This is a genomic window from Pseudomonas tremae (assembly GCF_001401155.1).
In the GTDB taxonomy this organism is placed as follows: Bacteria; Pseudomonadota; Gammaproteobacteria; order Pseudomonadales; family Pseudomonadaceae; genus Aquipseudomonas; species Aquipseudomonas tremae.
Window position 1 is genome coordinate 60,568 of record NZ_LJRO01000079.1, and the last position, 23,910, is coordinate 84,477.

Annotated in this window: 18 protein-coding genes; 8 read left to right on the plus strand and 10 right to left on the minus strand. The window is 58.4% G+C overall.

All coding sequences use genetic code 11. The annotated features are described in order from the left end of the window. Nucleotide 1 precedes the first annotated feature (1 nt). From ALO43_RS05940 to gloB, 5 genes are all read right to left on the minus strand, one after another. Nucleotides 2-1,075 carry a microcin C ABC transporter permease YejB gene (locus ALO43_RS05940; RefSeq protein WP_024668881.1) on the minus strand — a complete coding sequence of 358 codons (1,074 nt, stop codon included), beginning with the start codon at nt 1,073-1,075 and terminating at the stop codon, nt 2-4. Between the two features lies 1 nt (nt 1,076). After that, complete coding sequence (locus ALO43_RS05945) at nt 1,077-2,933, minus strand: extracellular solute-binding protein (protein ID WP_005897284.1); 1,857 nt, start codon at nt 2,931-2,933, stop codon at nt 1,077-1,079. Next, nucleotides 2,930-4,759 carry an extracellular solute-binding protein gene (locus ALO43_RS05950; protein WP_024668880.1) on the minus strand — a complete coding sequence of 610 codons (1,830 nt, stop codon included), beginning with the start codon at nt 4,757-4,759 and terminating at the stop codon, nt 2,930-2,932. The genes ALO43_RS05945 and ALO43_RS05950 overlap by 4 nt, the downstream gene beginning before the upstream one ends. A gap of 137 nt (nt 4,760-4,896) precedes the next feature. After that, nucleotides 4,897-6,495, minus strand: coding sequence for a LysM peptidoglycan-binding domain-containing protein (locus ALO43_RS05955; protein ID WP_005897279.1), 1,599 nt, complete (start codon nt 6,493-6,495; stop codon nt 4,897-4,899). 99 nt (nt 6,496-6,594) lie between these two features. Then, nucleotides 6,595-7,374: a hydroxyacylglutathione hydrolase gene (gene gloB / locus ALO43_RS05960; protein WP_024668879.1), complete on the minus strand. Its 780-nt coding sequence runs from the start codon at nt 7,372-7,374 to the stop codon at nt 6,595-6,597. 81 nt (nt 7,375-7,455) lie between these two features. Between gloB and ALO43_RS05965 the strand changes: the two genes are divergently transcribed. Both ALO43_RS05965 and rnhA read left to right on the plus strand, forming a co-directional pair. Further along, entirely contained in the window at nt 7,456-8,214 is a 759-nt protein-coding gene (locus ALO43_RS05965) for a methyltransferase domain-containing protein (protein ID WP_005897273.1), read from the plus strand. A gap of 46 nt (nt 8,215-8,260) precedes the next feature. Further along, the gene (rnhA, locus tag ALO43_RS05970) at nt 8,261-8,713 is read left to right on the plus strand and encodes a ribonuclease HI (protein WP_024668878.1); all 453 of its coding nucleotides are present in this window, start codon (nt 8,261-8,263) and stop codon (nt 8,711-8,713) included. Between the two features lie 23 nt (nt 8,714-8,736). On the opposite strand, the gene ALO43_RS05975 is transcribed toward rnhA, so the two are convergent. After that, nucleotides 8,737-9,627 (minus strand): VOC family protein, encoded by an 891-nt coding sequence (locus tag ALO43_RS05975; protein ID WP_054997240.1) that lies wholly within the window; start codon nt 9,625-9,627, stop codon nt 8,737-8,739. A 15-nt stretch (nt 9,628-9,642) separates the two neighbouring features. Beyond that, nucleotides 9,643-10,407: a serine O-acetyltransferase EpsC gene (epsC, locus tag ALO43_RS05980; protein ID WP_005897265.1), complete on the minus strand. Its 765-nt coding sequence runs from the start codon at nt 10,405-10,407 to the stop codon at nt 9,643-9,645. Between the two features lie 315 nt (nt 10,408-10,722). Between epsC and dnaQ the strand changes: the two genes are divergently transcribed. Both dnaQ and ALO43_RS05990 read left to right on the plus strand, forming a co-directional pair. After that, complete coding sequence (gene dnaQ, locus ALO43_RS05985) at nt 10,723-11,496, plus strand: DNA polymerase III subunit epsilon (RefSeq protein WP_024668876.1); 774 nt, start codon at nt 10,723-10,725, stop codon at nt 11,494-11,496. A 21-nt stretch (nt 11,497-11,517) separates the two neighbouring features. Further along, nucleotides 11,518-12,066 (plus strand): GNAT family N-acetyltransferase, encoded by a 549-nt coding sequence (locus tag ALO43_RS05990; protein WP_005897261.1) that lies wholly within the window; start codon nt 11,518-11,520, stop codon nt 12,064-12,066. Nucleotides 12,067-12,134: 68 nt separating this feature from the next. Here the strand turns inward: ALO43_RS05990 and ALO43_RS05995 are convergent, their stop codons facing one another. Next, the gene (locus ALO43_RS05995) at nt 12,135-12,350 is read right to left on the minus strand and encodes a hypothetical protein (protein WP_005897260.1); all 216 of its coding nucleotides are present in this window, start codon (nt 12,348-12,350) and stop codon (nt 12,135-12,137) included. 211 nt (nt 12,351-12,561) lie between these two features. On the opposite strand from ALO43_RS05995, the gene ALO43_RS06000 reads away from it, so the two are divergent. Next, entirely contained in the window at nt 12,562-13,122 is a 561-nt protein-coding gene (locus ALO43_RS06000; protein ID WP_005897258.1) for an NADPH-dependent FMN reductase, read from the plus strand. A gap of 135 nt (nt 13,123-13,257) precedes the next feature. Then, the gene (locus ALO43_RS06005; protein ID WP_054997241.1) at nt 13,258-18,480 is read left to right on the plus strand and encodes a dermonecrotic toxin domain-containing protein; all 5,223 of its coding nucleotides are present in this window, start codon (nt 13,258-13,260) and stop codon (nt 18,478-18,480) included. A 42-nt stretch (nt 18,481-18,522) separates the two neighbouring features. On the opposite strand, the gene ALO43_RS06010 is transcribed toward ALO43_RS06005, so the two are convergent. Both ALO43_RS06010 and ALO43_RS06015 read right to left on the minus strand, forming a co-directional pair. After that, entirely contained in the window at nt 18,523-19,674 is a 1,152-nt protein-coding gene (locus ALO43_RS06010) for an acyl-CoA dehydrogenase family protein (protein ID WP_005897254.1), read from the minus strand. A gap of 3 nt (nt 19,675-19,677) precedes the next feature. Then, nucleotides 19,678-20,775, minus strand: a complete 1,098-nt coding sequence (locus ALO43_RS06015; RefSeq protein ID WP_024668873.1) for an enoyl-CoA hydratase/isomerase family protein — start codon at nt 20,773-20,775, stop codon at nt 19,678-19,680. Nucleotides 20,776-21,065: 290 nt separating this feature from the next. Between ALO43_RS06015 and ALO43_RS06020 the strand changes: the two genes are divergently transcribed. Together ALO43_RS06020 and ALO43_RS06025 are read left to right on the plus strand one after the other, a co-directional pair. Continuing rightward, nucleotides 21,066-22,745 carry an MFS transporter gene (locus ALO43_RS06020; protein WP_054997242.1) on the plus strand — a complete coding sequence of 560 codons (1,680 nt, stop codon included), beginning with the start codon at nt 21,066-21,068 and terminating at the stop codon, nt 22,743-22,745. Continuing rightward, nucleotides 22,742-23,896, plus strand: coding sequence for an HlyD family secretion protein (locus ALO43_RS06025; protein WP_054997243.1), 1,155 nt, complete (start codon nt 22,742-22,744; stop codon nt 23,894-23,896). Before ALO43_RS06020 ends, ALO43_RS06025 begins: the two co-directional genes overlap by 4 nt. Nucleotides 23,897-23,910 lie beyond the last annotated feature (14 nt).

The following is a 23,910-nucleotide window of genomic DNA, read 5'->3' on the forward strand; positions in this document are numbered from 1 at the left end:
ATCAATGCTTCCTGCTTTCAAAGTCGATACGCGGGTCTACGAGGGTATAGGTGATGTCGCCGATCAGCTTTACCACCAGCCCCAGCAGGGTGAAGATGAACAGCGTGCCGAACACCACCGGGTAGTCCCGATTGATAGCGGCTTCGAAACTCATCAGCCCCAGGCCGTCCAGCGAGAAGATGACTTCAACCAGCAGTGAGCCGGTAAAGAAGATACCGATGAACGCCGACGGGAAACCGGCGATCACCAACAACATCGCGTTGCGGAACACATGGCCGTAGAGCACCTTGTGGTTGCTCAGGCCCTTGGCTTTGGCTGTGGTGACATATTGCTTGCTGATCTCGTCCAGAAAGCTGTTCTTGGTCAGCAGGGTCATCGTGGCGAAGTTGCCGATTACCAAAGCGGTTACCGGCAGCACCAAGTGCCAGAAGTAATCGAAGATCTTGCCCGCTGTACTCAGTTCGTCGTAATTGTTCGAGGTCAGACCGCGCAGCGGGAACCAGTTGAAATAGCTGCCGCCGGCAAATACCACGATCAACAGGATGGCGAACAGGAAGGCCGGGATGGCATAGCCGACGATGATCGCCGAGCTGGTCCATACGTCGAACTGGCTGCCGTGGCGGGTAGCCTTGGCGATCCCCAGCGGGATTGACACCAGGTACATGATCAGCGTGCTCCATAACCCGAGGGAGATGGACACCGGCATCTTTTCGACAATCAGGTCGATCACCTTGGCATCACGAAAGAAGCTGTCGCCGAAGTCCAGCGTGGCGTAGTTCTTGATCATGATCCACAGGCGTTCCGGCGCAGACTTGTCGAAACCGTACATGCGCTCGATCTCCTTGACCAGCGCCGGGTCCAGGCCTTGCGCGCCACGGTAATTGGAGCCTGCCACCGCCACCTCGGCGCCTCCGCCGGCAATCCGGCTGGTGGCACCATCGAAGCCTTCGATCTTGGCGATCATCTGTTCCACTGGGCCGCCGGGAGCCGCCTGGATGATGACGAAGTTGATCACCAGGATGCCCAGCAGGGTCGGGATGATCAGCAGCAGTCTTCGCAGAATATAAGCCAGCATATTATTGCTCCGCGTCCGCAGGGCTGGCCTGATCAGAGGCCGGTTGGGCGGCCGTGACCGGTTTTACATCCGGCTTGGCCCACCACGTTGTCAGGCCGATGTCGGACAGCGCCTTGGCCTTGGGGTGATCAATATGATTCCAGTACGCAACCCGCCAGGTCTTGATATGCCAGTTCGGAATGACGTAGAAACCCCACAGCAATACCCGGTCCAGTGCCTTGGCATGGTTGATAAGATCCTTACGTGAATCCGCGTTGATCAGACCGTCCACCAGCGTATCCACTGCCGGGTCCTTCAGGCTCATCACATTGCGGCTGCCCGGATTGTCGGCGCTGGATGAATTGAAATACACGCGTTGCTCGTTACCGGGCGAGCTGGATTGCGGGAAGCTGCTGACGATCATGTCGTAGTCCCGCGAACGCAGGCGGTTGATGTATTGCGAAACATCGGCCCGGCGTATTACCAGCTCGATACCCAAGTCACTCAGGTTTCGCTTGTAAGGCAGCAAAATGCGTTCGAATTCGGTCTGCGCAATCAGAAACTCCAGTTTTACCGGGTTGCCCTGAGTGTCCACCATCTTGTCATCGACGATTTTCCAGCCCGCTTCCTGCAGCAGCTGAAACGCGCGACGCTGTTGCGGGCGAATCATGCCGCTGCCATCGGTGACCGGCAACGTAAAGGGTTCACTGAAGACCCGGTCCGGAATCTTGCCGCGCAACGGCTCGAGGATTTTCAGCTCTTCGGCAGAAGGCAGGCCGCTCGAGGCCATTTCCGAGTTATCGAAATAACTCTTCGTGCGGCTGTAGGAGCCGTTGAACAGCTGCTTGTTGGTCCATTCGAAGTCCAGCAGCAGGGTCAGTGCCTCGCGAACTCTGGCATCTTGAAACACTGGCTTGCGCAGGTTGAAGACAAAACCCTGCATGCCGGTCGGGTTGCCGTTGGGCAGCTCTTCCTTGATCAGCCGACCGTCTCTGACTGCTGGCGTATCGTAGGCAGTTGCCCAGTTCTTGGCGCTTATTTCGCTCCAGTAGTCGAACTGCCCGGCTTTGCCGGCTTCCAGTGCGACAGTGTTGTCGCGATAGTAGTCGGTGGTCAGGACGTCAAAGTTGTAGAACCCCTTGTTGATCGGCAGGTCCTTGCCCCAGTAGTCCTTGACCCGCTCGTAGCGCACTGAGCGCCCGGCCTTGACCTCGGCCACCTTGTACGGTCCGCTGCCCAGCGGGAAATCCAGGTTGCCCTTGCTGAAATCGCGGTCTGCCCAGAAATGTTTGGGCAGGACTGGCAGCTGGCCAAGGATCAACGGCATTTCGCGGTTGTTCGAATGCTTGAATTTGAACAGCACCCGCAGCGGGTCTTCGACAACCACCTGATCGACGTCTGCGTAGTAGCCCTTGTACATCGGCGACCCGTGTTGCATCAGGGTCTTGAAGCTGAACTCGACATCTTCGGCCCGAATCGGATGGCCGTCGTGAAAGCGCGCTTCGGGGCGCAGGTAGAAGCGCACCCAGCTGCTGTCAGGCGCTTTTTCGATCTTGCCGGCAATCAGTCCGTATTCGGTGAAGGGCTCATCCAGGCTCGCGCGGGCCAAGGTATCGTAGATCAGACCGATGTCATCTGCCGGGACGCCCTTGTTGATGAATGGGTTGAGGCTGTCGAAGCCGCCAAACCCGGCCTGACGAAACGTGCCGCCCTTGGGCGCATCCGGGTTCACATAGTCGAAGTGTTTGAAGTCTGCAGGGTATTTGGGTGCTTCATCGTACAGCGTCACGGCATGCTGGGGAGCAGCCTGGACCGTGCAGGCCAAGCTGACCAGCAGCAGGCCGGCTGCCCGTGAGCGCAGGGAAAGCGATGGGTTCATCGGGGCTTCTCCAGAGTCTTGAGCCACCACGCGCGCAGCCCCAAGGTGTAGGGCGGGGTGGTGACCATGGCGAATCGATTGCGATAGGCAAGGCGATGATTGTTCAGGTACCAGTTGGGAATGCTGTAGTGCTGGGACAGCAAGACGCGGTCCAGCGCACGTGCTGCTGCGACTTGGTCATCACGGGTCTGCGCGCCCAGCAACTTGTTCAGCAGCGCGTCGACCACCGGGCTGGCCACGCCGGCGTAGTTCTTGCTACCGTTTACCGAAGCCTGACTGGAGTGAAAGTATTGCCACTGCTCCAGGCCTGGGCTCAGGGTTTGTGACAGCGTCATGAGGATCATGTCGAAATCGAAGCGGTCCAGACGCTGTTTGTACTGGGCACGGTCGACCGTGCGCAGCCCCGCATTTATACCCAGCCGCCGCAAGTCTTCGATGTAGGGTTGCAGGATGCGTTCAAGGTTTGGGTTGACCAGCAGAATCTCGAAACGCAACGGTTGCCCGGCCGCGTTGAGCAGACCCTGGCCGGTCAGTGTCCAGCCTGCATCGCCCAGCAGTTTGAGGGCCTTGCGCAAGGTTTCACGCGGTATGCCGCCGCCATCGGTCTTCGACGGAGTAAACGGCTGGGTGAACAGGCTGGCTGGCAGTTGATCCCGATAGGGCGAGAGCAGCAGCCATTCGGCGCCGATCGGCAGGCCGATTGCGGAAAACTCGCTGTTGGGGTAATAGCTGATCGAGCGGTCATACGCGTTGCTGAACAGCGTGCGGTTGGTCCATTCGAAGTTAAACAGCAACCCCAATGCCTCACGTACCCGGATGTCGGCGAACGCGGCGCGTCGGGTGTTCATGAACAGGCCTTGAGTCTGGGTCGGAATGCGGTGCGGTATTTGCGCCTTGATCACTTTACCGCTGGTAACTGCCGGAAAGTCGTAGCCAGTTGCCCAGTTCTTGGCCTGATGCTCGATGTAAATATCGAACTCGCCAGCCTTGAACGCTTCGAAAGCCACATCGCTGTCGCGGTAGAACTCGACTTCGACCCGGTCGAAATTGTATTTGCCACGATTGACCGGCAAGTCCTTGCCCCAATAGTCCTTGACCCTCTCGAACACCAACTGGCGCCCAGGCTGAACGCGGGTAATGCGATACGGTCCGCTGCCCAGTGGCGGTTCGAAGGTCGTGGCCTTGAAGTCCCTGTCTTTCCAGTAATGCTGGGGTAACACAGGCAACTCGCCCAGGCGCAAAATCAATAGCGGATTGCCGGAACGCTTGAAGACAAAACGGATGCGGTGTCGATTGAGGATGTCGACACGCTGCACTTCCTGCAAGGCTGTGCGGTACTGCGGATGACCGTCCTTGAGGAGTGTCCTGTAGGAAAATGCCACGTCGTAGGCCGTAATCGGCTTGCCATCGTGAAAGCGCGCCTGCGGGCGGAGGTTGAATACCACCCAGCTACGGTCTTCGCTGTACTCCACGGACTGTGCAATCAGCCCGTAACTGGAAGCCGGTTCATCGCCAGAGGGGTCGTACTGGCCAGTGCCGGCCATCAGCGGCTCATTGAGCTCGCTGACACCGTACTGCAGGAAATTACCCGTCGAGACCGGGCTGGTGCCCTTGAATGTATAGGGGTTGAGCGTATCGAACGTACCAAATGCCATCATTCTCAAGGTGCCACCTTTCGGCGCCTCGGGATTGACCCAGTCGAAATGCGTGAAACTGGCTGGGTACTTGAGAACGCCAAATTGCGCATAGCCATGACTTTCGGTGATGGCTGCGTTGGCACAAAAACTCAAGGCCAGACTGACTATTAGCAGGAAGGGACGTATCACGATCCAGGCGACTTGGGCTTTCGGGTCGCTAACAGTAACAGCTTGTCCCGGCAGGAAAAAGACTGCGGGTGAGGCCGGCACCAGGACTGCACCGGCCACTTGTCCCAAGGTCATTCCCGGGCAAGTGGCCGGCGTCATCAATGCGGCAGGTAGACGGTCAACGTCTGGCCGGGCTTGAGAGCCTGGCCGCTACGCGGGTTCCAGCGCTTGAGATGTTGCATCTCGACGTTGAAACGCTTGGCGACCAAGTACATCGAGTCGCCTTTCTGGATCTTGTACTGCATGGATTTCTTTTCGCCGTCTTTGGCACTTGCAACCGACTTGCTGCTGGTTTTGCCGGCTGCCTTGGTGTTGTCCTGCATGACCAGCGTCTGTCCAACCTTGAGCTTCTTGCCGGTCAGTTTGTTCCAGTGTTGCAGGTCTTCGACATCTACCTTGTTGGCCTGGGCAATGGTGGTCAGGTTGTCACCGCTCCTGACCTTGTAGGTACGGGTACGGGTCGGCTTATCGTTACTGGCCAGCTCTTCGAATACAGGTTGTGAGGACCTCACACCCGGTTTGACCGGAACACTGAGCGACTGGCCGATCTTCAGGCGATTGCCGGCCAGCGTGTTGTTGCTCTTGAGCGAGCTGACCGTCACTTGATAACGGCTGGCCAGGCTTTCAAGCGTATCGCCCTTGCGTACGCGATAAGGCTGCCAGGCGACCATTTCTTCCTGCTTCATGGTCAGCAGGCTGGCGGTCAGCAATTGCGCCTTGGACGTGGGCACCAGCAGATGCTGGGGGCCGTCGATGGTCAGGCGTTTCTTGTAGGCCGGATTGAGCTGGATAAGCTCGTCTTCGTCGATATCGGCTGCGCTGGCGACTTTGGAGAGGTCGACACGCTTGTTGAGTTCGACCACTTCGAAGTAGGGCTGATTGGCGATCGGGTTGAGGTTGACGCCATAGGCCTCAGGCGACAGCACGACCTGGGACAGCGCCAGGAGCTTGGGCACGTAGTCGCGGGTTTCCTGCGGCAGCGGCAGGTTCCAGTAATCGGTTGGCAGGTTGAGCTTGTCGTTTCGTTCGATGGCACGGCTGACCGTCCCTTCGCCGGCGTTATAGGCGGCGAGGGCCAGCAGCCAGTCACCGTTGAACATATCGTGCAGACGCGTCAGGTAATCCAGAGCAGCGACGGTGGAAGCCTGAATATCGCGACGTCCGTCATAAAAGCTGGTCTGGCGCAGGTTGAAATAGCGCCCGGTAGACGGGATGAATTGCCAGAGGCCGACGGCCTGACTGCGCGAGACAGCCATCGGGTTGTAGGCGCTTTCGATGACCGGGAGCAGGGCAAGCTCCAGCGGCATGTTGCGTTCTTCAAGGCGTTCAACGATGTAGTGCATGTACAGGCTGCCGCGCTCGCCTGCGTTTTCCAGAAAGGATGGATTGTTGGCAAACCAGAGGCGTTGTTGATCGATTCGTGGGTTCTGGTCGTTGCCTTGCTGCAGCTGAAAGCCCTGGCGCATGCGTTCCCACACATCCTGAGGCGGTGCTAGGGGAGTGACAGGCTTGTGGGTCAGAAAAATGGGTTTTTGCTTGATGCCGGCCGCCAGGTTGGGCGATCGGTGATTGTTGATGGTGTCGACGCTTGCGGTGCTCTGGCAACCGGCCAATAGGGCACTCGCTGTTACGGCCACGGCCTGAGCCAACCGAGTCAATGCGTCCGAATGTAGAGGCTTGCTGGTAGATGACGACATTGTTCGGGGGGTACATCCAGACGAAAATGTCGAGCGATTCTAGGAACCAGCATGCCGTCGGTCAACCTTTCAGAATTTTATTGCGGTTTGAGGGTCGTGTCAGAACTTATCTTTCCAGGCTCTCAGCTGAGCAAAGACCTCACTTTGCGAGGTGTTTTGGCTGCCGCTCCGTTCGTCCGCTTTTTCTTTAACAGATGTTTCACGAGTACGCAGGAAGGGATTTGTGCGTTTTTCAAGCGCCAGGCTGGACGGCAGGCTGATGCGGCCTTCGCTACGCCACTGCGTCACTTGAGCCAGGCGCTCGGCGATGTCCCGGTTGTCGGGTTCGACAGCCTGGGCAAAGCGCAGATTGCTCAGCGTGTATTCATGCGCGCAGTAAATAAGCGTGCTGTCCGCAAGGGTGGCAAGGCGTTCGAGCGACGTGTGCATCTGATCGGGCGTACCCTCGAACAGGCGCCCACAGCCAGCGGCGAACAGTGTGTCGCCGCTAAACAGCAGCGGTTGTGACGCGTCTTCGTGATAGAAAGCTATATGGCCCAGCGTGTGGCCGGGGACCGCATGCACCACGAAGTCGAGACCGAGCACAGTGAGCTTGTCATGATCATTCAGCGCGATATCGCGCGCGGGAATGTTCTCGGTTGCCGGCCCCAGCACGCGTGCCTGGCTGGCTTGCTTGAGTTCGACCACGCCGCCCACATGATCATGGTGATGATGGGTGATCAGGATATCGGTCAGCCGGTAGTCGGGATTCTGCCTGAGCCATGCCAGTACCGGCGCCGAGTCGCCCGGATCGACGACAGCGCAATGCTGGCTCGAAAGGTCTTGTAACAACCATATGTAGTTGTCACTGAAAGCGGGAAGGGCATGGATCTGTATCATGGCGCAGTTCGCATAGCGGCAGACAATGGTGCATCTTAGAGTCTGTTGCCGCTGTTAGCGAGCACCTCTGGAGGAGAACTCATGACCGATGAAGCGTTCGCTCAGGCTGATCCTGAGTGGCTTGCATTGATCCGCGCTGCTCGTGAATGGCTTTCGGGGCCACTCGGACAGCTTCTGCTCGAAGAGGAACGGCGGGTACTGGACGAAGAACTCGGGCGCTATTTCGGCGGTTATCTGGTGCATTACGGCCCGTCGGCTGAAACCCCGCCGGTCGCTCCGCAGGTACGACGCAATGTACGGCTAGGCGCGCCGCTGCCGGGGGTCGAGATTGTCTGCGAAGAACAGGCCTGGCCATTGAGTGAACATGCAGCCGATGTCGTGGTGCTGCAACACGGTCTGGATTTCTGCCTGTCGCCCCATGGTCTGTTGCGCGAAGCGGCGAGCAGCGTGCGTCCGGGCGGCCACCTGCTGATCATCGGCATCAACCCCTGGAGCACCTGGGGGGTACGGCATGTATTTGCTCGCGATGCCTTGCGCAAGGCACGTTGCATCTCATCCTCACGGGTCGCCGACTGGCTGAACCTGCTGGGCTTCGCGCTGGAGAAACGGCGCTTCGGGTGCTATCGTCCGCCCCTTGCTTCTGCGGGATGGCAGTCGCGCCTGATAGGCCTTGAAAGCCTCGGCGAGGGACGGCAGAGCCCCGGTGGCGGCTTTTACCTGCTGGTCGCACGCAAGCTGGTGGTGGGCCTGAGGCCCGTACGTCCAGTGCGTCGTGACCCCATCGGCAAGCTGATCCCCCTGCCAATGGCCAAGGTCAGTCGCGAGTCTCAGGATTCCTGAACACTGCCATTGCGCATACGAAGCCCATCATTCTGGAAAGGTAGCAATGAGCGATAGCGTTGAACTCTTCACCGACGGTGCCTGCAAGGGCAATCCTGGTCCGGGCGGGTGGGGCGCCTTGCTGGTATGCAAGGGAGTGGAAAAAGAGCTGTGGGGCGGCGAGGCCAACACCACCAACAACCGGATGGAGCTCACCGGCGCCATCCGCGGACTCGAAGAGCTCAAGCGTCCCTGCGAGGTAACGCTGGTGACCGACTCGCAATACGTGATGAAGGGCATCACCGAGTGGATGGTCAACTGGAAGAAGCGAGGCTGGAAAACAGCTGCCAAAGAGCCGGTCAAAAATGCCGATCTGTGGCAGTTGCTGGACGAGCAGGTCAGCCGTCATACCGTGAAGTGGCAATGGGTGCGCGGTCATATTGGCCATCCCGGCAACGAGCGTGCCGATCAACTGGCTAATAGGGGTGTCGACGAGGTGCGCGGCATCAAGCGCACCTAGCCTGGTTGGCTCCGGCGTCGTATTCAAAGGCTCTGCACAAAATCGAGAATCACTTTACCTGCTGCGTGCGGTTCAACGAGGACCCGCCCCGGTGCCTCGCTGTGCGGGACTTCGTTACGTTCGAGAATCTCACGCAACGCAGAAAGACGAGTGGTGTGCAGCTTGATCGCAATCGCATGAGGTCCTTCCAGAGCACGTCTGGGCAGTTCGATGTCCGGAAACTGCCTGGCCGCTGTCGTCACATCGATGGCCCGCAATACGCCGCACCGCGTGTTCGCTTGCAGAACCGTGCCATCAAAGCTCACTGCATCGCCATAGATGGCCCGCCAGCGAGGCTCAAGCTGTGCGGGGTCTGCCAGGTAGGTGATCGCCAGAATCCCGTCTGCACCATTCGGGTGGTCCTGCCAGCCCGGCACCCAGATCAACTCCGGGCGATGCTGATGGCAGATGAAGTTGGACGCGTCCGGGAGTTTCGGATCAATGAACAGCGCCAGCGAGACAACAGCTTCATCGTCACGACCGTCGGGGAGTGTCATTTTTCGACGAAAATCGATCCGCCCTTGGCTTTCGAGCCCCGCCTGCACCATGCGCGCATAGTCAGCGTCGGCATCTTTACTGTGCAGCGCCACCAACGAAACGCCTTCCTCGCCCCGCTCAAGGAATTGACCCAGTTGACGTCCGAAGCAGAAACCGTTTACCGAGCGCGTACCGAATTTTGAAGGGTCTTCAACGCCGATCAACTCGATAAAATTACTCGGGAACATCATCAGCGACGTCACGGTTCCCCACGGGTGATAGCTGACCGGTGAGGGCGCAAACCCCATTCTGCGATACCGCTCCAGCACCTCGGCGTGATTGCGTACGGTGACCAGCGGGTGGTCGATGCCTTGCGGGAATTGAGCAGTGGCTGTCATGTGCGTAGCTCCTGGTTAGCCCTTGGCTTTTGTTGTGAAGGTGGCGAGCGCGGCCGGGGCGTTGCCGACTACTTTTGCTGGCGTACCGGCAACCACCGTTCCTGCGGCCACGGGTTTGAGCACGACGGAGTTGGCGGCGACGATGGCGTTGGCGCCCACTTCGATGTTGCCAAGCACGGTTGCGCCAGCACAAATAAGTGCGCCTCTGCGGATTTTCGGGTGCCGGTCGCCTGCTTCGGCCAGGGTGCTGCCCAGGGTGACGCCGTGCCAGAGACTCACTTCATCTTCGACGACTGCTGTTTCTCCGATGACCAGGCCAATGCCATGATCGACAAACAGGGCGGTGCCGAGCCGGGCCGCCGGGTGGATATCGATGCTCCAGGTGTTGGCCGCCCAGTTCTGCACCAGCACTGCGCTCTGTACATCGCCTTCGGTCCACAAGGCATGGGCGATGCGGTATGCCTGAACCGCCTGGATGCCGCGAAAGGTCAGAAAGGCCGTGAGGTGATCCGGACAGGCTGGATTGACGATTTCGAGATGGTTGATATCTGCAGCCGCTGCCTCAGCGATGGAAGGGCAGGCCTTGAGGATTGTCTTGAACCAGCTTTCCAGCGCCACATCGCTCGCCTGAGCCTGCATCTGCCGGGCAAGGTTTGCCGCAAGCGCATCCTCGAAAGTCTCATAAGCCAGCAAGTGGCTTGTCGCGTAATTGCCTAATACCGGGTTGCGCTCGGCCAACTGTCGGGCTTGATCGCGAAGGCGCTGCCAAAGAGGGCTCATGTCGATCTCCTGTTCCTGATGAGCCGAGTATGGGCACCCGGCAGATGCACCGGCAATAATCGAACATTCAAACTTTGTTGCCTTTATCGCAACTCAGGACATCAATGGAGTCGGTGCAGAATCGTCGATGTGGTTATTTGTCAGGGCTGTACCGTTTGCCAATTGGTCCGACGATTGTGCGGCGCGCCGAGCAATCGTCTATGTTCATGAAAGCAGACCCGCCGACGAATTCTCGTTCGTTCCCGGGCATATCCGGCAGGCTTGCAACGGCTGCGGCGTGTTAGAATCGCCGCCGGTAAATGAGGCAAGAGTCAAATGGCAGTGCAAAACCTGGATAACAGATCAATCGTTCTCGACACCGAAACCACCGGCATGCCGGTGACCGACGGTCACCGCATCATCGAGATCGGTTGTGTCGAACTGATCGGTCGTCGCCTGACCGGGCGGCATTTTCACGTGTACCTGCAGCCCGACCGCGAGAGTGATGAAGGCGCGATTGGCGTTCACGGTATCACCAACGAGTTTCTGGTCGGCAAGCCTCGCTTTGCCGAAGTCGCCGATGAGTTCTTCGAGTTCATCAAGGGCGCGCAGCTTATCATTCATAACGCGGCGTTCGACGTAGGCTTCATCAACAATGAATTTGCGTTGATGGGCGATCAGGACAGGTCTGACATCACTCGGCACTGTTCGATTCTCGACACCCTGATGATGGCCCGCGAGCGCCATCCGGGTCAGCGCAACAGCCTGGATGCCCTGTGCAAGCGTTACGGAGTCGATAACTCCGGCCGTGAGCTGCACGGCGCGCTGCTCGACTCCGAGATTCTGGCAGACGTTTATCTAGCGATGACCGGCGGGCAAACCAGCCTGTCGCTGGCTGGCAATGCTTCCGATGGCAATGGCTCAGGCGAGGGCTCCGGCAATCGCGGCAGCGAAATTCGCCGCCTGCCAGCCAATCGCAAGCCTTGCCGGGTGATTCGTGCATCGGAAAGTGAACTGGCCGAGCATGAGGTGCGTATGAGCACCATTGCCAAGGCTTCCGGTGCGCCTGCCCTGTGGGTTCAGATGCTCGAAGCCGGTGCGCAGACGTGACAGCAATCGGCTTAGGGTGACATGACCGTGGCAAACCCTGTCTTGAGCATTCGTGTCGCAGACGAGTGCTTCGAGGACTACATCCTAAATAGCGATTTCACCTTCACAGTGCTGGGTTATGCCCAGCCGCGCATCGGTGAGCGTGTTGACTCCTGGCAGGTCGAGCTGGTCGAGCCTTACAGCAAGAACTACGGTATCGACTCTCAGGAATTCGCCGATCATCGTGACGCGGCCTCAAGCTCGGTAATGGTCGCGTGGCTGGATGATCAGCCAGTGGGTCACATCGTGATGAGTACTCACTGGAGCGGTTTTGCCTACATCGATGAGCTGGCCGTCGATGATGCAGCACGCCGTCACGGTGTTGCCCGGTCATTGCTCGAGGCTGCGAGATTCTGGGCTATGAAGCGCGAATTGCCTGGCATCGTTCTGGAAACCCAGAACAACAACCTCGGCGCCTGCAGGCTATACGAGCGGTGCGGCTATGTGGTGGGTGGTGTCGATCACATGCGCTACAGAGGCATTGATCCGAACACTCGCGAGACGGCGATCTTCTGGTATCTGGTTTTTTAAACCCGGCAACTGTTCACCCGGCAACTTCCCGCTCGCATCAATCGTTCAAGCGGGAGTCGATTGCCGCTTCAGCTGGATGTGCGAGTCATCTGCACACCAGACTGCACGAGTTCGAAATTATCCCCGCCAAGATGTCTGACCCGGTCGCCGATTGCCAATCGATAAGTGATGACCGGCTGACCGCCTTGCGCCTCATCAGGCTGCGATTCCTGGAACTCATGCACCGGGTACACGCGACCTTCGGCGTCTCTGGCATGAAATTGTCCGACGAGAACTGAAGCCATTTGCTTTGTAACCTCTGAAACTGAATATAACTGCTGGTTTGAAAAAAACCATCGAGGCTTGTAGACCACTGATCTATAGGGGAGTTTGCCCGCCTGGAAAAAATAATCCGGGCTGTTTGACGGTGCCGGGGAATTGCGCAGCGCCAGGGTCGTCTAAAACTCGCTTTCATTCTATACCTAACCCACCTCCCACTTGATGACGGATATTTTCATGAGCCAGGTTCATACCATTGCCGTATTGGTCGGCAGTCTGCGAAAAGACTCCATCAACCGCAAGATTGCCCTTGCTCTGGCAGAGCTGGCACCTGCGAATCTGCAACTGAAGATTGTCGAGATCGGCGATCTGCCGCTGTACAACGAAGACATTGATGGCGCGACGCCGCCACCTGCGTACAGCGCCTTTCGCGAACAACTCGGCGCCGCCCACGGCGTATTGTTTGTTACACCCGAGTACAACCGTTCGGTGCCTGGGGCCCTGAAGAACGCTATCGACGTGGGCTCGCGGCCTTACGGCAAGAGCGCGTTCAGTGGCAAGCCCGGCGCGGTAATCAGCGCTTCTCCAGGGGCTGTCGGCGGTTTCGGCGCCAACCATCACTTGCGTCAGTCGCTGGTGTTTCTCGATGTGTTCTGTCTGCAACAGCCTGAAGCCTATCTGGGCGGCGCCGGAAGCTTTTTCGATGAGGCTGGCGTGCTGTCCGAGAAAACCCGACCCTTTTTGCAGACATTCATTGATGCTTTCGCAAGCTGGGTAGAAAAACACAACAAGGCCTGATCCGGGCGCAAGCCTGCGAATAAAATTGCGTTATGTAACGCAGACGCTTCGGCCTGCTTCAATAAGCTGCTTCCTTTTCCTCCGCCACGTGCTCAGCGCAGTGCGCGATGAGGCTTTATTCAAAGGAAGCAGTACATGCCAGCAGCAGTCCCCTATTTTTCCAGCGAGTCCCTGCGCGAACAATTCGTGCAGGACATCCACTATGCCGCTGGCAAAGCCCTGATTAACCGCGAAGAGGCGCAGTGGTTGCTGTTGCTGGTTGCCAGCGACGCTGACTCAGATACGGATACCGATACGAACCTTCCCAGAGCCGACAGGCTGGTGTTGAGCAATGGCCTGGCTGGCAACGCCGAACTGGCTGGAGCGTTGCTCATCAGTGATTTCGATAACAGTGATACGGCTGTTTTTCTGAGTACGCTGGCCTTCGGCATAGAGCGATTCGCGAGCCGCACGACGTTACTTGACGCTTTGCAGCAAAGGTTTTATGAGGTCAGCACCTCGTCGATTGTCGAAGTCGAACGTGTCGACGGTCCGCTGTTCGACGCGCGTACGGTGGCGGTTCTAGGCCAGCAGGTCCATTACCTGGACGAACTGTGGACACGGCTGGAGGAGTTGCCGGACTTGCGGGCGGCTTCAGGCAAGGCCTTGCAGACGCTGTTGTCGGCAGAAGGGCAGGGAGATGGTATCGAGGTCTTCAGTCAGATTGTGCAGATTCTGGAAACCGAGCCTGTTGCCAATCCGGGGCCGCCTGCAATCGCGGGCACCCAGTACCTGGCCGATGCCGCTGTGCAGACGGTCATCAGCGGGCCGCTTCCGGCAGGTCTGGCACGGCGGTTTCTGGATGCGCAGGGGTTGACCTTATCTCAGGCCCGGTCAGGCCTTTTCGAGCAGGCGCTGTCCGACACTGCTTCGGGAGTCGGTACTGCGTACGAGCAATTGCTGTCTGACTATTGGGCGTTTCCAGGGGCCGACGGCCGGACGGCGAAGGACTTTGCCACTCACGTACTGGCAGAAAGCTTTCGTCAGCATCTGCTGTCGAGCCGGGTATCCGGAAAGATGCCGGAGGCAGAGTATCAACTATTGCTCACCTTGCTGCCTTCGTGTCCCGACGCATTCGATCCGCAATCCATCATGGTCCGGAGATTGTCCGTTTTCGTCCCCGGACAGGAACCGGTCAAGCTGGTCGGTGTGGTCCTGATCGAGTTTCCGGGGGATGAGTCGGCGGGAACATACCTCTACTCTTCGCAGCCGGGATTTCTGCGCGTCACCGATTCGGACAAAGCGATCGAGCAAATCCTGAGCGATCGTTCACGTGCCGGGCTGCTGTTTTATTCGTCATTGAATGATCACGCCGCCATCCAGATGCAAGGACATCTGGAGCTGCGTCAGGACACGCTCACATCGGAGTTTTTCAGTGACTTCGTCGAGTCCGTCATCGCCTTGCAGAAACGCAATCTGCGTTATGCGCTGGCACTGCCAGCCATTCAGGACGAAAAAATGACGTTCCGGATTGATGATGCGCTAGACATCCGTGGCCTTCTGGACAGCCGATTGTTTCGCCTGCACGACTCTGGACGCTGGCGCTCGGAGCGACTGACCTGGGGAGCCTCGGTTCAGGGTAGCAATGCGCAACCAGACCTAATTATCGAGCCTTCCTCTAACTGGATCGACAAACTGAGGAAGCTTGATGCGATGCTTGAGCGTGTCGATGCACTGCATGCCGGCGTTGACGGTTGCATGCGTCTTGCACTGAACCGCTACCTGGCAGTGATTGGCGGGCCGCATTTGGATGCATGGGCGCTCTGGGTCGTGCCTGATGATGAAGGCGCACGGCCTGTGCGCTTGCTTTCTTTGGCTCTGGACCTCGTCTGTGGTCATGCACAGACGTCGCTGTCGGGCGGCTTGGTCCTTGCCGGTCTGGGAACGCCGGTTCTGGATCTGCCCGTGCAACGTATGTCATCGGGGTTGATCGAACAGATACTGGTCTGCGTGCAGATGGAGTTTGCGCGGCGCTTCGAGAAGCAGATAAGCGAATTCTATTCCCGTTCTATTCGTCACCTGGATACCAGGCTGGCCCCCGGCGTAATAACCGGGCTGGTGCGGGAATACTCGCTGCGCCTGGAAATGCTTGCTGAAAAGCGCACCGCCAAGCTTCCGGCACTGGTTATCGAAAACGTCTTGCAAGTATTGGACAGGCCTCTGCCTGCTCTGAGGGAAACACTGGGCGAGGCGTGTGTCGATGCGTTTGCCGTCTCGGTTCGATATGACCCTGATTCACCCGCTATCAAGATACCCAATGCATTCGTGATCAATGACCGGCGTGCTCACAGCCAACCAGCTCTGTGGGTAATGAACAGGGGGCTCGTGAGCTTCGCAACCCGGCAGGCGCTGGACGAATATGTCGCTGCGCTGCTGATCCGCAGTGGGCTGGTCTCGCACATGTCAGGCGTGCTTGCCGAGCCGGACAGGCAGACACTGCTCGCCTACCGTGCCAGAACCGGCACTCTCGATCTCAAAGTCATATTGCGCGGCATCGAAGGGCATTTTATCCAGGCCTTGCAACGCGATGAAATAGAGCGCCAACGACGTACAGTGGCGGAATTGTATCGGCAGGCTATTGCATGGCGCGTGCCGTCAGAGCTTTTCGTCAACCTGTTGGGAGCGGCTGAACGGGATGATCGAAATCGCCAGATCCTCGGTTATCTGGGCGTTGCCATACAATTCATCATCTACAGAGCGATCGTGCCTACGTGGATCAGCGACGCATCGAAGGCCGATCAGATCACGCTGGTCCATGCCCTGCAGCGTTTCTATGTGACCTGTGCTGCACAGAAGGACTTTCTGTTTGATGTCCCCAGCCTTTATGAATACTCCTGCAAGCAACTGACGCTAAGGTTCAACACCGATTTCACCGAACCTCGCCCTGACCCAGAGAACATCCTGGCCACGCTGACGCACTACGTTCCGGTCCCGGTCGCGCCGGGGCAGATACCTCAGGCGATACCGGCGGCCACGCAAGCAGTAAGCGAGAACCTCGTAGAGTTTGCTATCAACCGTTTTCTGGCGAGGCAGGACGGGGTCATTCTGCTCTCGTCGCGGGATCATAAGCCGCTGAATGCGTCGCTGACGCCAGTGTATGTGCGCGAACTGGTGACGTCGCTGGACATCGCCGCAGGCTACCGGGCGATGCTGGAGTCGCTGCTGACAGTCACCTCTGCGGACTACCTCGAGCGCCGCAAGCTGTTTGTCGAGCAGGTCCCTTCGCTCGATATCCTTCGAGCGTTTGCGCTCAAGCTGAAGGGCGAGCTGTCCGGGCAGGCCTATCGATTGATCGAAAACGTACTGGGCATGCCTGATGCCATCGCAAGACTTCCGGTGGATGGATGCAAAATGGTGCTGAGTGCCTTGAAGTTGCTGCCGGCCAAGGAAGGCTGGGAGCCGACTGTGGTACTCAACACCTACTTGATGGGCCCGTTGGACAGCCAGCCGGGACCGTGGGTGCTTTATGCTCCGTTGCATGATGCGTTCGCCTTCAAGGAATACCCGGACCAGTCTGCGCTTCTGCATGACATTCACACGTCCGCAAGTCTTCAGACCTACATTCTGGATCGTGTTGATCCCGGCCTGCGCAAGCTCTACGACAACGGCGGCTTTGTGGAACCGCACCTGCCGTTCAGCGCAGAGTCCTCTTTTGATCTGCCTTTTGAAACACCAGCACCGGCGACCCTGCAGATCGACCCGTATGGCGGTAACTGTCTGCTGCTGATGTTTGAGGGCGCTCTGAATATCCTGAAGCTGCAGGTGAAACAGAGCAGCATTACCAATGCCGAACATCGCAGTGCTGCTTCCAGATACCTGTTCACTTTGGGTGCCGAGCAAGTCATGGCGCTGATGCCAGGGCGTCTGGGTACCTTGATTGGCATTGTCCAGGGGCAAGCGCTGTTGAATCTGTCGGTCATCTCTGCCGGAGACCAGCGTTGGGGCAAGGCGTTGTCGGAATTCATGGCCGCACTCAGTGTAATGATCTCGTCTGGACAGGCCTCCTCGATCATTCCTTCGCGAGCAGTTGACGAGGCTGGCTATTGGTTGGAGGACGCAGCTTTTTCTGACCCGCTTGTGCAACCTGATGATGCGGCTGACGTGCCCGAGTTTTCCTGGAGCAATAGCTCTTTGACGCAACAGATACGGGAGCGCCTGCGCCAGTTCGAAATCCATGACATTGCTTTGAATACCCTGCAAAAAGACGAGCTGTTGAACACCTACCGCGACCCGGTCACTGGCAGCACGTATGCCGCCATTGGTGGCAAGACTTACGAATTACGCTTTGATGGGGACGGCTGGTTCATCGTTTCGAGGGAAAGAGTCGGACCTCCGGTCAGTCTCGACAAGGATCAGCAATGGACGCTTGATATCCAGGGTGGCTTGAAGGGTGGGGGTGGTGCACTGACCCACATGGAAGGCAGCCTGGTAGACGATCTGGTCAACGAGATAATTGTTGTCAGTGCTCGCGGTATGCCCGAGATACGACGTTCATACCGCGAGATGGCCCAGTCCATCGAGGACGCACATGCGCAGGCACAGTGCTATCTGGAAAACTGCCTGGCCAACCTGACAAGGCCGTTGCCCGAAGTGGAGGTCGAACCCCGTGCGGAAAAGATACTCGCTGAGTTCTTTGGGCAAAAAAAACCGGATGATCGACTGTATGAGGTCACCCGAAAAGCGGTGACCGACATTTATCAGGAGTTGATGACCCCTTCGCTGTCGCCCATCGATTCCTCACGCTACGTGGTGGGCTTCAACCGGGCAGGTAATGAGGCCTCCAGTGCATTTATCTTTGAAGCTGATCCGTGGAAACGGGTTTTTCTCACTGAACAGTTCTTTCGCCTGCCTACTTACCGCTTCAAACTCAGCGCCATTCGCTCGGGCGAGTTCAAGCATGGCCCGCATTATCGAGCGGCTATCCTGATTCACGAGTTGTCTCATATGGTGCTCAATACGGACGATATCGCTTATGTCGATTCTCAGGCACCGTTCGTAGACCTTATCGAGGATACGTCGACTTATCGGATGCGCATCAAGAACGAACTGATATTTCAGCAACAGAGAACCCTGTCTTACCTGACTGACCGCGACAAGCTATTCCGGCAGCTGGATGAAGACACTTGGCGTGACCTGAAACGAGCGGATGGTAATGAAAAGCAGACGATTCTGCGGGTTAGCGGCAAGCGTACACTCGACGAGGCCCGTGACGTGTTTTACGAAAATGTTCACAAGCGTGTCGATATCATGCTTAAAAATGCTGATTCAGTCGCGCTGCTGGTGACACTGCTGGGGCGCGAGCGGTTCGTGAGACGCTGACTGCAAACCCCGGCGACGTGTGGCGCCGGGGCACTTGCACTGTCAGACCAGATAATGGCGCAGTTCGCGCGCTATCAGCAGGCGCTGGATCTCACTGGAACCTTCGTATATCTGGGTAATGCGGGCGTCACGGTAATAGCGCTCGACGGGGTAATCTTCGAGATAGCCGTACCCGCCATGAATCTGGATTGCCTTGGAGCATACCCACTCGGCCATTTCTGATGCGAACAGCTTGGCCTGAGACGCTTCCGACAGGCATGGCTGCCCGGCGCTGCGCAAACGTGCGGCGTGCAGGGTGAGCAGGCGGGCGGCGTTGATCCGGGTGTGCATATCGGCCAGCAAATTAGCGATGCTCTGGTGCTCGATGATGGGCTTGTCGAACTGCACGCGTTCGCGGGCGTATGCCAGTGCGGCTTCGAAGGCGGCGCGAGCTATCCCGAGGGCCTGTGCTGCGATTCCGATCCGGCCGCCCTCCAGGTTTGACAGGGCAATCGCCAGGCCCTTACCGCGCTCGCCCAGCAGGTTGGCGGCAGGAATGCGGCAGTCACTCAGCGTGACTGCACAAGTGTCGGAGGCCCGTATCCCCATCTTGTGCTCGCTTCGGTCTACCACAAAGCCCGGGTTTATCGTCGGCACCAAGAACGCGGACAGGCCTTTCTTGCCAAGCTCCGGGTCGGTCACAGCGAACACGATGGCCAGCTCGGCGCGCTTGCCGTTGCTGACGAACTGCTTGGCACCATTGATGACCCACTCGTCGCCCTGCAATTCTGCGCGGGTGCGCAGGTTGTGCGCTTCAGAGCCGGCGTGCGGTTCGGTCAGGCAGAAACAGCCGATCACGCGACCAGTGGCGAGCTTTTCCAGCCAAGTGTGTTTCTGCTCATCGGTCCCGAAGTTGAGGACCGGCCCGCAGCCCACCGAACTATGCACACTCATCAGCGTACCGGTGGCTGCGTCGGCAGCGGAGATCTCCTCGACCGCCAGTGCATACGCGACATAGTCGACGTAAGTGCCGCCCCATTGCTCAGGCACCACCATACCCAGCAAGCCCAGCTCACCGAGTCTGGCGACCAGCGCATCGTCGATCCAGCCAGCTTTTTCCCAGGCCTGGGCGTAGGGGGCGATTTCATTACGGGCAAAGTCTCGCGCCATGTCGCGGATCATCACCTGCTCTTCACTCAATTCAAGATCATGCATGACTCAGTTCTCCAAGCCGCTGAAGAAACTCTGCACATGCCCGGCACTGATATCCTGCACGCTGCTGTGTTTCCATTGCGGTTTCTTGTCTTTATCAATGATCAGCGCGCGTATGCCTTCGATCAGGTCGCCACGTTCGAACCATTGCCGGTCCAGGTGAAGCTCCATTGCAAAGCAGGTCTGCAATGACAGGTGACGGCCGCGGCGCAGCATTTCCAGTGTCACGGCCATGGCCAGCGGCGAGTGCTGTTGCATGCGGCTTGCCGTCTCCAGCGCCCATTGGCGGGTGTCGGCGATTGCCACTTCCTGTAACTGTTCGATGATGCCGGGGATGTCCTGACGGCCAAAAAAGTAATCGATGGCCGGGCGCAATGCCTCCAGAGGTGGGGAGGGCAGGCGCTGGGTGGCCAGCTTCGCCAGCGCACCCTGCAGGTCCTTGAGCGGGGTCGATTTCCATTTCAGGTGGTCGAGCATATGGTCGAGGCGCGGCAGCATTGCGCTGTTCATCGACCAGTTTGCAAGGCCGCAGTAGAGCGCGTCGGCAGCGCCTATCTGCGATCCGGTGACGCCCAGCCAGGTGCCGATTTCGCCAGGCAGCCGCGACAGAAAGTAGCTGCCTCCCACGTCCGGAAAGTAACCGATACCGACTTCCGGCATGCCAAGCCGGGTACGCTCGGTCACTACGCGCAGGTCGGCCCCCTGAACCAGCCCCATGCCGCCGCCCAGTACCAGACCGTCCATGAGGGCCAGCACAGGCTTGCGGTAGCGGTGAATGGTTAGATCGAGCTCGTATTCTTCGGCGAAAAAGGTGTAGTGCAGATCCTGACCGCTCTGGTGGCTTTCATAGAGGGAGCGGATGTCGCCCCCGGCACAGAACGCTTTCTCGCCGGCGCCGCGCAGGACCACGGCATGAACGGAGTCGTCATCAGCCCAGTTGTCCAGTTGACGCTTGAGGGTGCGGACCATGTCCAGATCGATTGCGTTCAGGCCCTCCGGACGATTGAGGGTCAAGTGGCCGATGTGGTTACGCACGTTGACAACAATCGCATTGCGGCTGGCAGGCGGCCTGACCGGGTGGATGTGGGAAACCTGTGAACTCATTCTGAACTCCTTGTTCTACTGCGCTTTCTTCTTGTTAGAGCGTCGCAGAAGATCCTATCAGTGCAAATGTGCAAAGCAAAACTGCGTTTAAGCATAGCCTGAAGTTTCAAATACCCCTCATTCAAGCGTCTTCCGGCCCTTGAACACTATGTTATGGGACAGACCGGACGAAACATGCTCGGCTTCTTGAGTATTGTGGCTGTCGTTAATGTCACACAAAAGAATTCCTCACGCAGCGGCCATAAAAAAGTAGCGCTTATGAAAAGTATGTTTCATGCCCGGTCTCTGCCATGACTGACAAGTATGCTCCGCGTGATTGGGCCGCCCACGAACGCCCGACCATGCCGGGCTCGCCTTCGACGCCGCTGCATTCCGATGCCCGCCGCTGGGCATTTGCGCTTGTAGGCGTCATCGTCGCGCTGACCGGTGGCCTCGGCAACGCGCTGGTGATCGCCAACCTGCCTTATCTGCAGGGTGCCCTCGGCGCAACGTCGCAGGACATCGCCTGGCTGCCCGCGGCCTACATCATGACCAACGTGTCGATGAACCTGCTGTTGGTGAAATTTCGCCAGCAATTTGGCCTGCGGGCGTTTACCGAGTTGTTTCTGGTGCTTTATGCACTAGTGACCCTGGCGCACCTGTTCGTCAACGATATCGACTCGGCGATTGCAGTGCGTGCGGCACACGGTATGGTCGGCGCGGCGCTCAGCACACTCGGGCTGTATTACATGATTCAGGCCTTCCCGCAGAAGTGGCGGCTCAAGGCGCTGGTGCTAGGGATTGGCACTGCCCAGCTGGCCACGCCACTGGCCAGGATGGTGTCCGAAGATTTGCTGCAGATTGCTCAGTGGCGCGGCCTCTACCTGTTCGAACTGGGCATGGCACTGCTCTCGCTGGGCTGCGTACTGATGCTCAAATTGCCACCCGGCGATCGTTTCAAGGCCTTCGAGAAGCTGGATTTCCTGACGTTCGGCCTGTTGTCCACCGGCTTTGCGCTGCTGTGCGCGGTCTTGTCGCTGGGGCGGATCGAATGGTGGCTGGAGGAGTCCTGGGTAGGCGTTGCTTCTGCAGCGTCGATTGCGCTGATCTGCGCGGGCCTGGCCATTGAGCACAACCGCTGCAATCCGCTGTTGATTACTCGATGGCTCGGCAGTGGTGCGATTTTGCGTCTCGGCCTGGCCGTCATTCTGTTTCGCGTTGTGCTTTCCGAACAGTCCGTCGGCGCTGTCGGTTTTCTCCAGGCATTGAACATGGGCAGTCAGCAGCTGCATACCTTGTATCTGGTGATGCTGCTGGGCAGTGTGGCCGGGCTGGCGGTCAGCGCGCTGACGATCAACCCCGCGCATTTGATCAAGCCGTTGCTGATTTCTTTGGCGATGATGGCGATGGGCGCCTGGATGGACAGTCATTCGACCAACCTGACGCGTCAGTCGAACATGTACCTGAGCCAGTTTCTGCTGGCCTTCGGTGGCACGTTCTTTCTCGGCCCCACGCTGGTGCTGGGTATCAGCGGTGTGCTGGCCAACCCGCGCAACATGGTAAGTTTCTCCGTGCTGTTCGGGATAACCCAGAACATCGGTGGCCTGATCGGAGCTGCCGCCCTGGGGACCTTTCAGGTCGTGCGCGAGAAGTTTCACTCCAGCCATATCGTTGAACATCTGACCCTGATCGACCCGCTGGTTCAGGCGCGGCTGCTAGGCTACAGCGCCAGTTACAGCTCGGTCATCGCCGACCCTTCATTGCGCAACATCCAGGGCATCCGCGCGATGGCCACTGCGGCGACACGAGAAGCCAATGTGCTGGCCTACAACGATGTATTCATGCTGATCGCACTGATTGCCGTGCTGACCATGATCTGGATATCGCTGCGCATGCTGTGGCTGAAAATGACCACCCAACCTCTGGCGCTGGCCCCTATTGCACCTGCCGCTTCGCCTTCCGTACCTTCTTCCGGCGTTAGACCTTCATGACCGAATCAACCACCACCGATAACGAAGCCCCACGCAGTTCGCCGTCACCGGCCCCGGCACCGTTGAAGTCCCCGATCACCAGCCGACCGCGCCCGGCCCGCAAGCGTATCGTCTCTTCATTGATTTTCGGTGCTGTGGCGTTGGTCGGTGTGCTGGTGGTGTTGTATGCCTGGGAATTGCCGCCGTTCGGCAGCCCCATAGAAAGTACCGAGAACGCGCAGGTGAAAGGCCAGACCACGTTGATCGGGCCACAGTTGAGCGGCTATGTGTACGAAGTGGCGGTTCAGGACTTTCAGTTCGTCAAGGCGGGCGACCTGTTGGTGCGCCTTGATGACCGTATCTATCGTCAGCGTCTGGAGCAAGCCGTTGCGCAACTGGCGATGCAGAAGGCTTCGCTGGCCAACAACCTGCAACAGCGTCGCAGTGCCGAAGCCACGATCGGTCAGCGTCAGGCCGAGCTGCAGAACAGCATTGCGCAGAGTCGCAAGAGTGCTGCCGATCTGCGTCGCAATCAGGCGCTGGTGACCGATGGTTCGGTGTCGAAAAGCGAGCTGGACGTTACCCGCGCTGCCGACGCCCAGGCCAACGCCTCTGTTGCAGAAGCCAAGGCGGTATTGCAGATAGCCCGCGAAGACCTGCAAACCGTGATCGTCAACCGTGGCTCGCTGGAAGCCTCGGTTGCCAATGCGCAAGCCGCCATCGAGCTGGCGCGCATCGATCTGGACAACACCCGTATTGTTGCCCCGCGTGACGGGCAGTTGGGGCAGATCGGCGTGCGTCTTGGTGCCTACGTCAACTCGGGTGCGCAATTAATGGCGCTGGTGCCCGAGCAGCGCTGGATCGTGGCCAACATGAAAGAGACCCAAATGGCTCATGTGCGTCTCGGTCAGCCAGTGAGCTTTACTGTCGATGCGCTCGACGATCGCGAAATGCACGGTCATGTGCAGCGAATTTCGCCTGCCGCAGGTTCGGAATTCAGCTTGCTGCCTGCCGATAACGCGACCGGCAACTTCGTGAAGATTTCCCAGCGCATTCCGGTGCGTATCGTGGTCGATGCCGATCAACCGATGCTTGAGCATCTGCGTCCGGGCATGTCAGTGGTCGTGAGTATCGATACCAGCGCCGAGGGGGATGAGACTCGGGATCATTGAGGCACAGCAGTTGC

What these genes read in the sequence shown, in the direction of transcription:
- ALO43_RS05940 (WP_024668881.1), bottom strand. Translation starts at nt 1,075, where the DNA reads ATGCTGGCTTATATTCTGCGAAGACTGCTGCTGATCATCCCGACCCTG.
- ALO43_RS05945 (WP_005897284.1), bottom strand. Translation starts at nt 2,933, where the DNA reads ATGAACCCATCGCTTTCCCTGCGCTCACGGGCAGCCGGCCTGCTGCTG.
- ALO43_RS05955 (WP_005897279.1), bottom strand. Translation starts at nt 6,495, where the DNA reads ATGTCGTCATCTACCAGCAAGCCTCTACATTCGGACGCATTGACTCGG.
- gloB (WP_024668879.1), bottom strand. Translation starts at nt 7,374, where the DNA reads ATGATACAGATCCATGCCCTTCCCGCTTTCAGTGACAACTACATATGG.
- ALO43_RS05965 (WP_005897273.1), top strand. Translation starts at nt 7,456, where the DNA reads ATGACCGATGAAGCGTTCGCTCAGGCTGATCCTGAGTGGCTTGCATTG.
- rnhA (WP_024668878.1), top strand. Translation starts at nt 8,261, where the DNA reads ATGAGCGATAGCGTTGAACTCTTCACCGACGGTGCCTGCAAGGGCAAT.
- ALO43_RS05975 (WP_054997240.1), bottom strand. Translation starts at nt 9,627, where the DNA reads ATGACAGCCACTGCTCAATTCCCGCAAGGCATCGACCACCCGCTGGTC.
- epsC (WP_005897265.1), bottom strand. Translation starts at nt 10,407, where the DNA reads ATGAGCCCTCTTTGGCAGCGCCTTCGCGATCAAGCCCGACAGTTGGCC.
- dnaQ (WP_024668876.1), top strand. Translation starts at nt 10,723, where the DNA reads ATGGCAGTGCAAAACCTGGATAACAGATCAATCGTTCTCGACACCGAA.
- ALO43_RS05990 (WP_005897261.1), top strand. Translation starts at nt 11,518, where the DNA reads ATGACCGTGGCAAACCCTGTCTTGAGCATTCGTGTCGCAGACGAGTGC.
- ALO43_RS05995 (WP_005897260.1), bottom strand. Translation starts at nt 12,350, where the DNA reads ATGGCTTCAGTTCTCGTCGGACAATTTCATGCCAGAGACGCCGAAGGT.
- ALO43_RS06000 (WP_005897258.1), top strand. Translation starts at nt 12,562, where the DNA reads ATGAGCCAGGTTCATACCATTGCCGTATTGGTCGGCAGTCTGCGAAAA.
- ALO43_RS06005 (WP_054997241.1), top strand. Translation starts at nt 13,258, where the DNA reads ATGCCAGCAGCAGTCCCCTATTTTTCCAGCGAGTCCCTGCGCGAACAA.
- ALO43_RS06010 (WP_005897254.1), bottom strand. Translation starts at nt 19,674, where the DNA reads ATGCATGATCTTGAATTGAGTGAAGAGCAGGTGATGATCCGCGACATG.
- ALO43_RS06015 (WP_024668873.1), bottom strand. Translation starts at nt 20,775, where the DNA reads ATGAGTTCACAGGTTTCCCACATCCACCCGGTCAGGCCGCCTGCCAGC.
- ALO43_RS06020 (WP_054997242.1), top strand. Translation starts at nt 21,066, where the DNA reads ATGACTGACAAGTATGCTCCGCGTGATTGGGCCGCCCACGAACGCCCG.
- ALO43_RS06025 (WP_054997243.1), top strand. Translation starts at nt 22,742, where the DNA reads ATGACCGAATCAACCACCACCGATAACGAAGCCCCACGCAGTTCGCCG.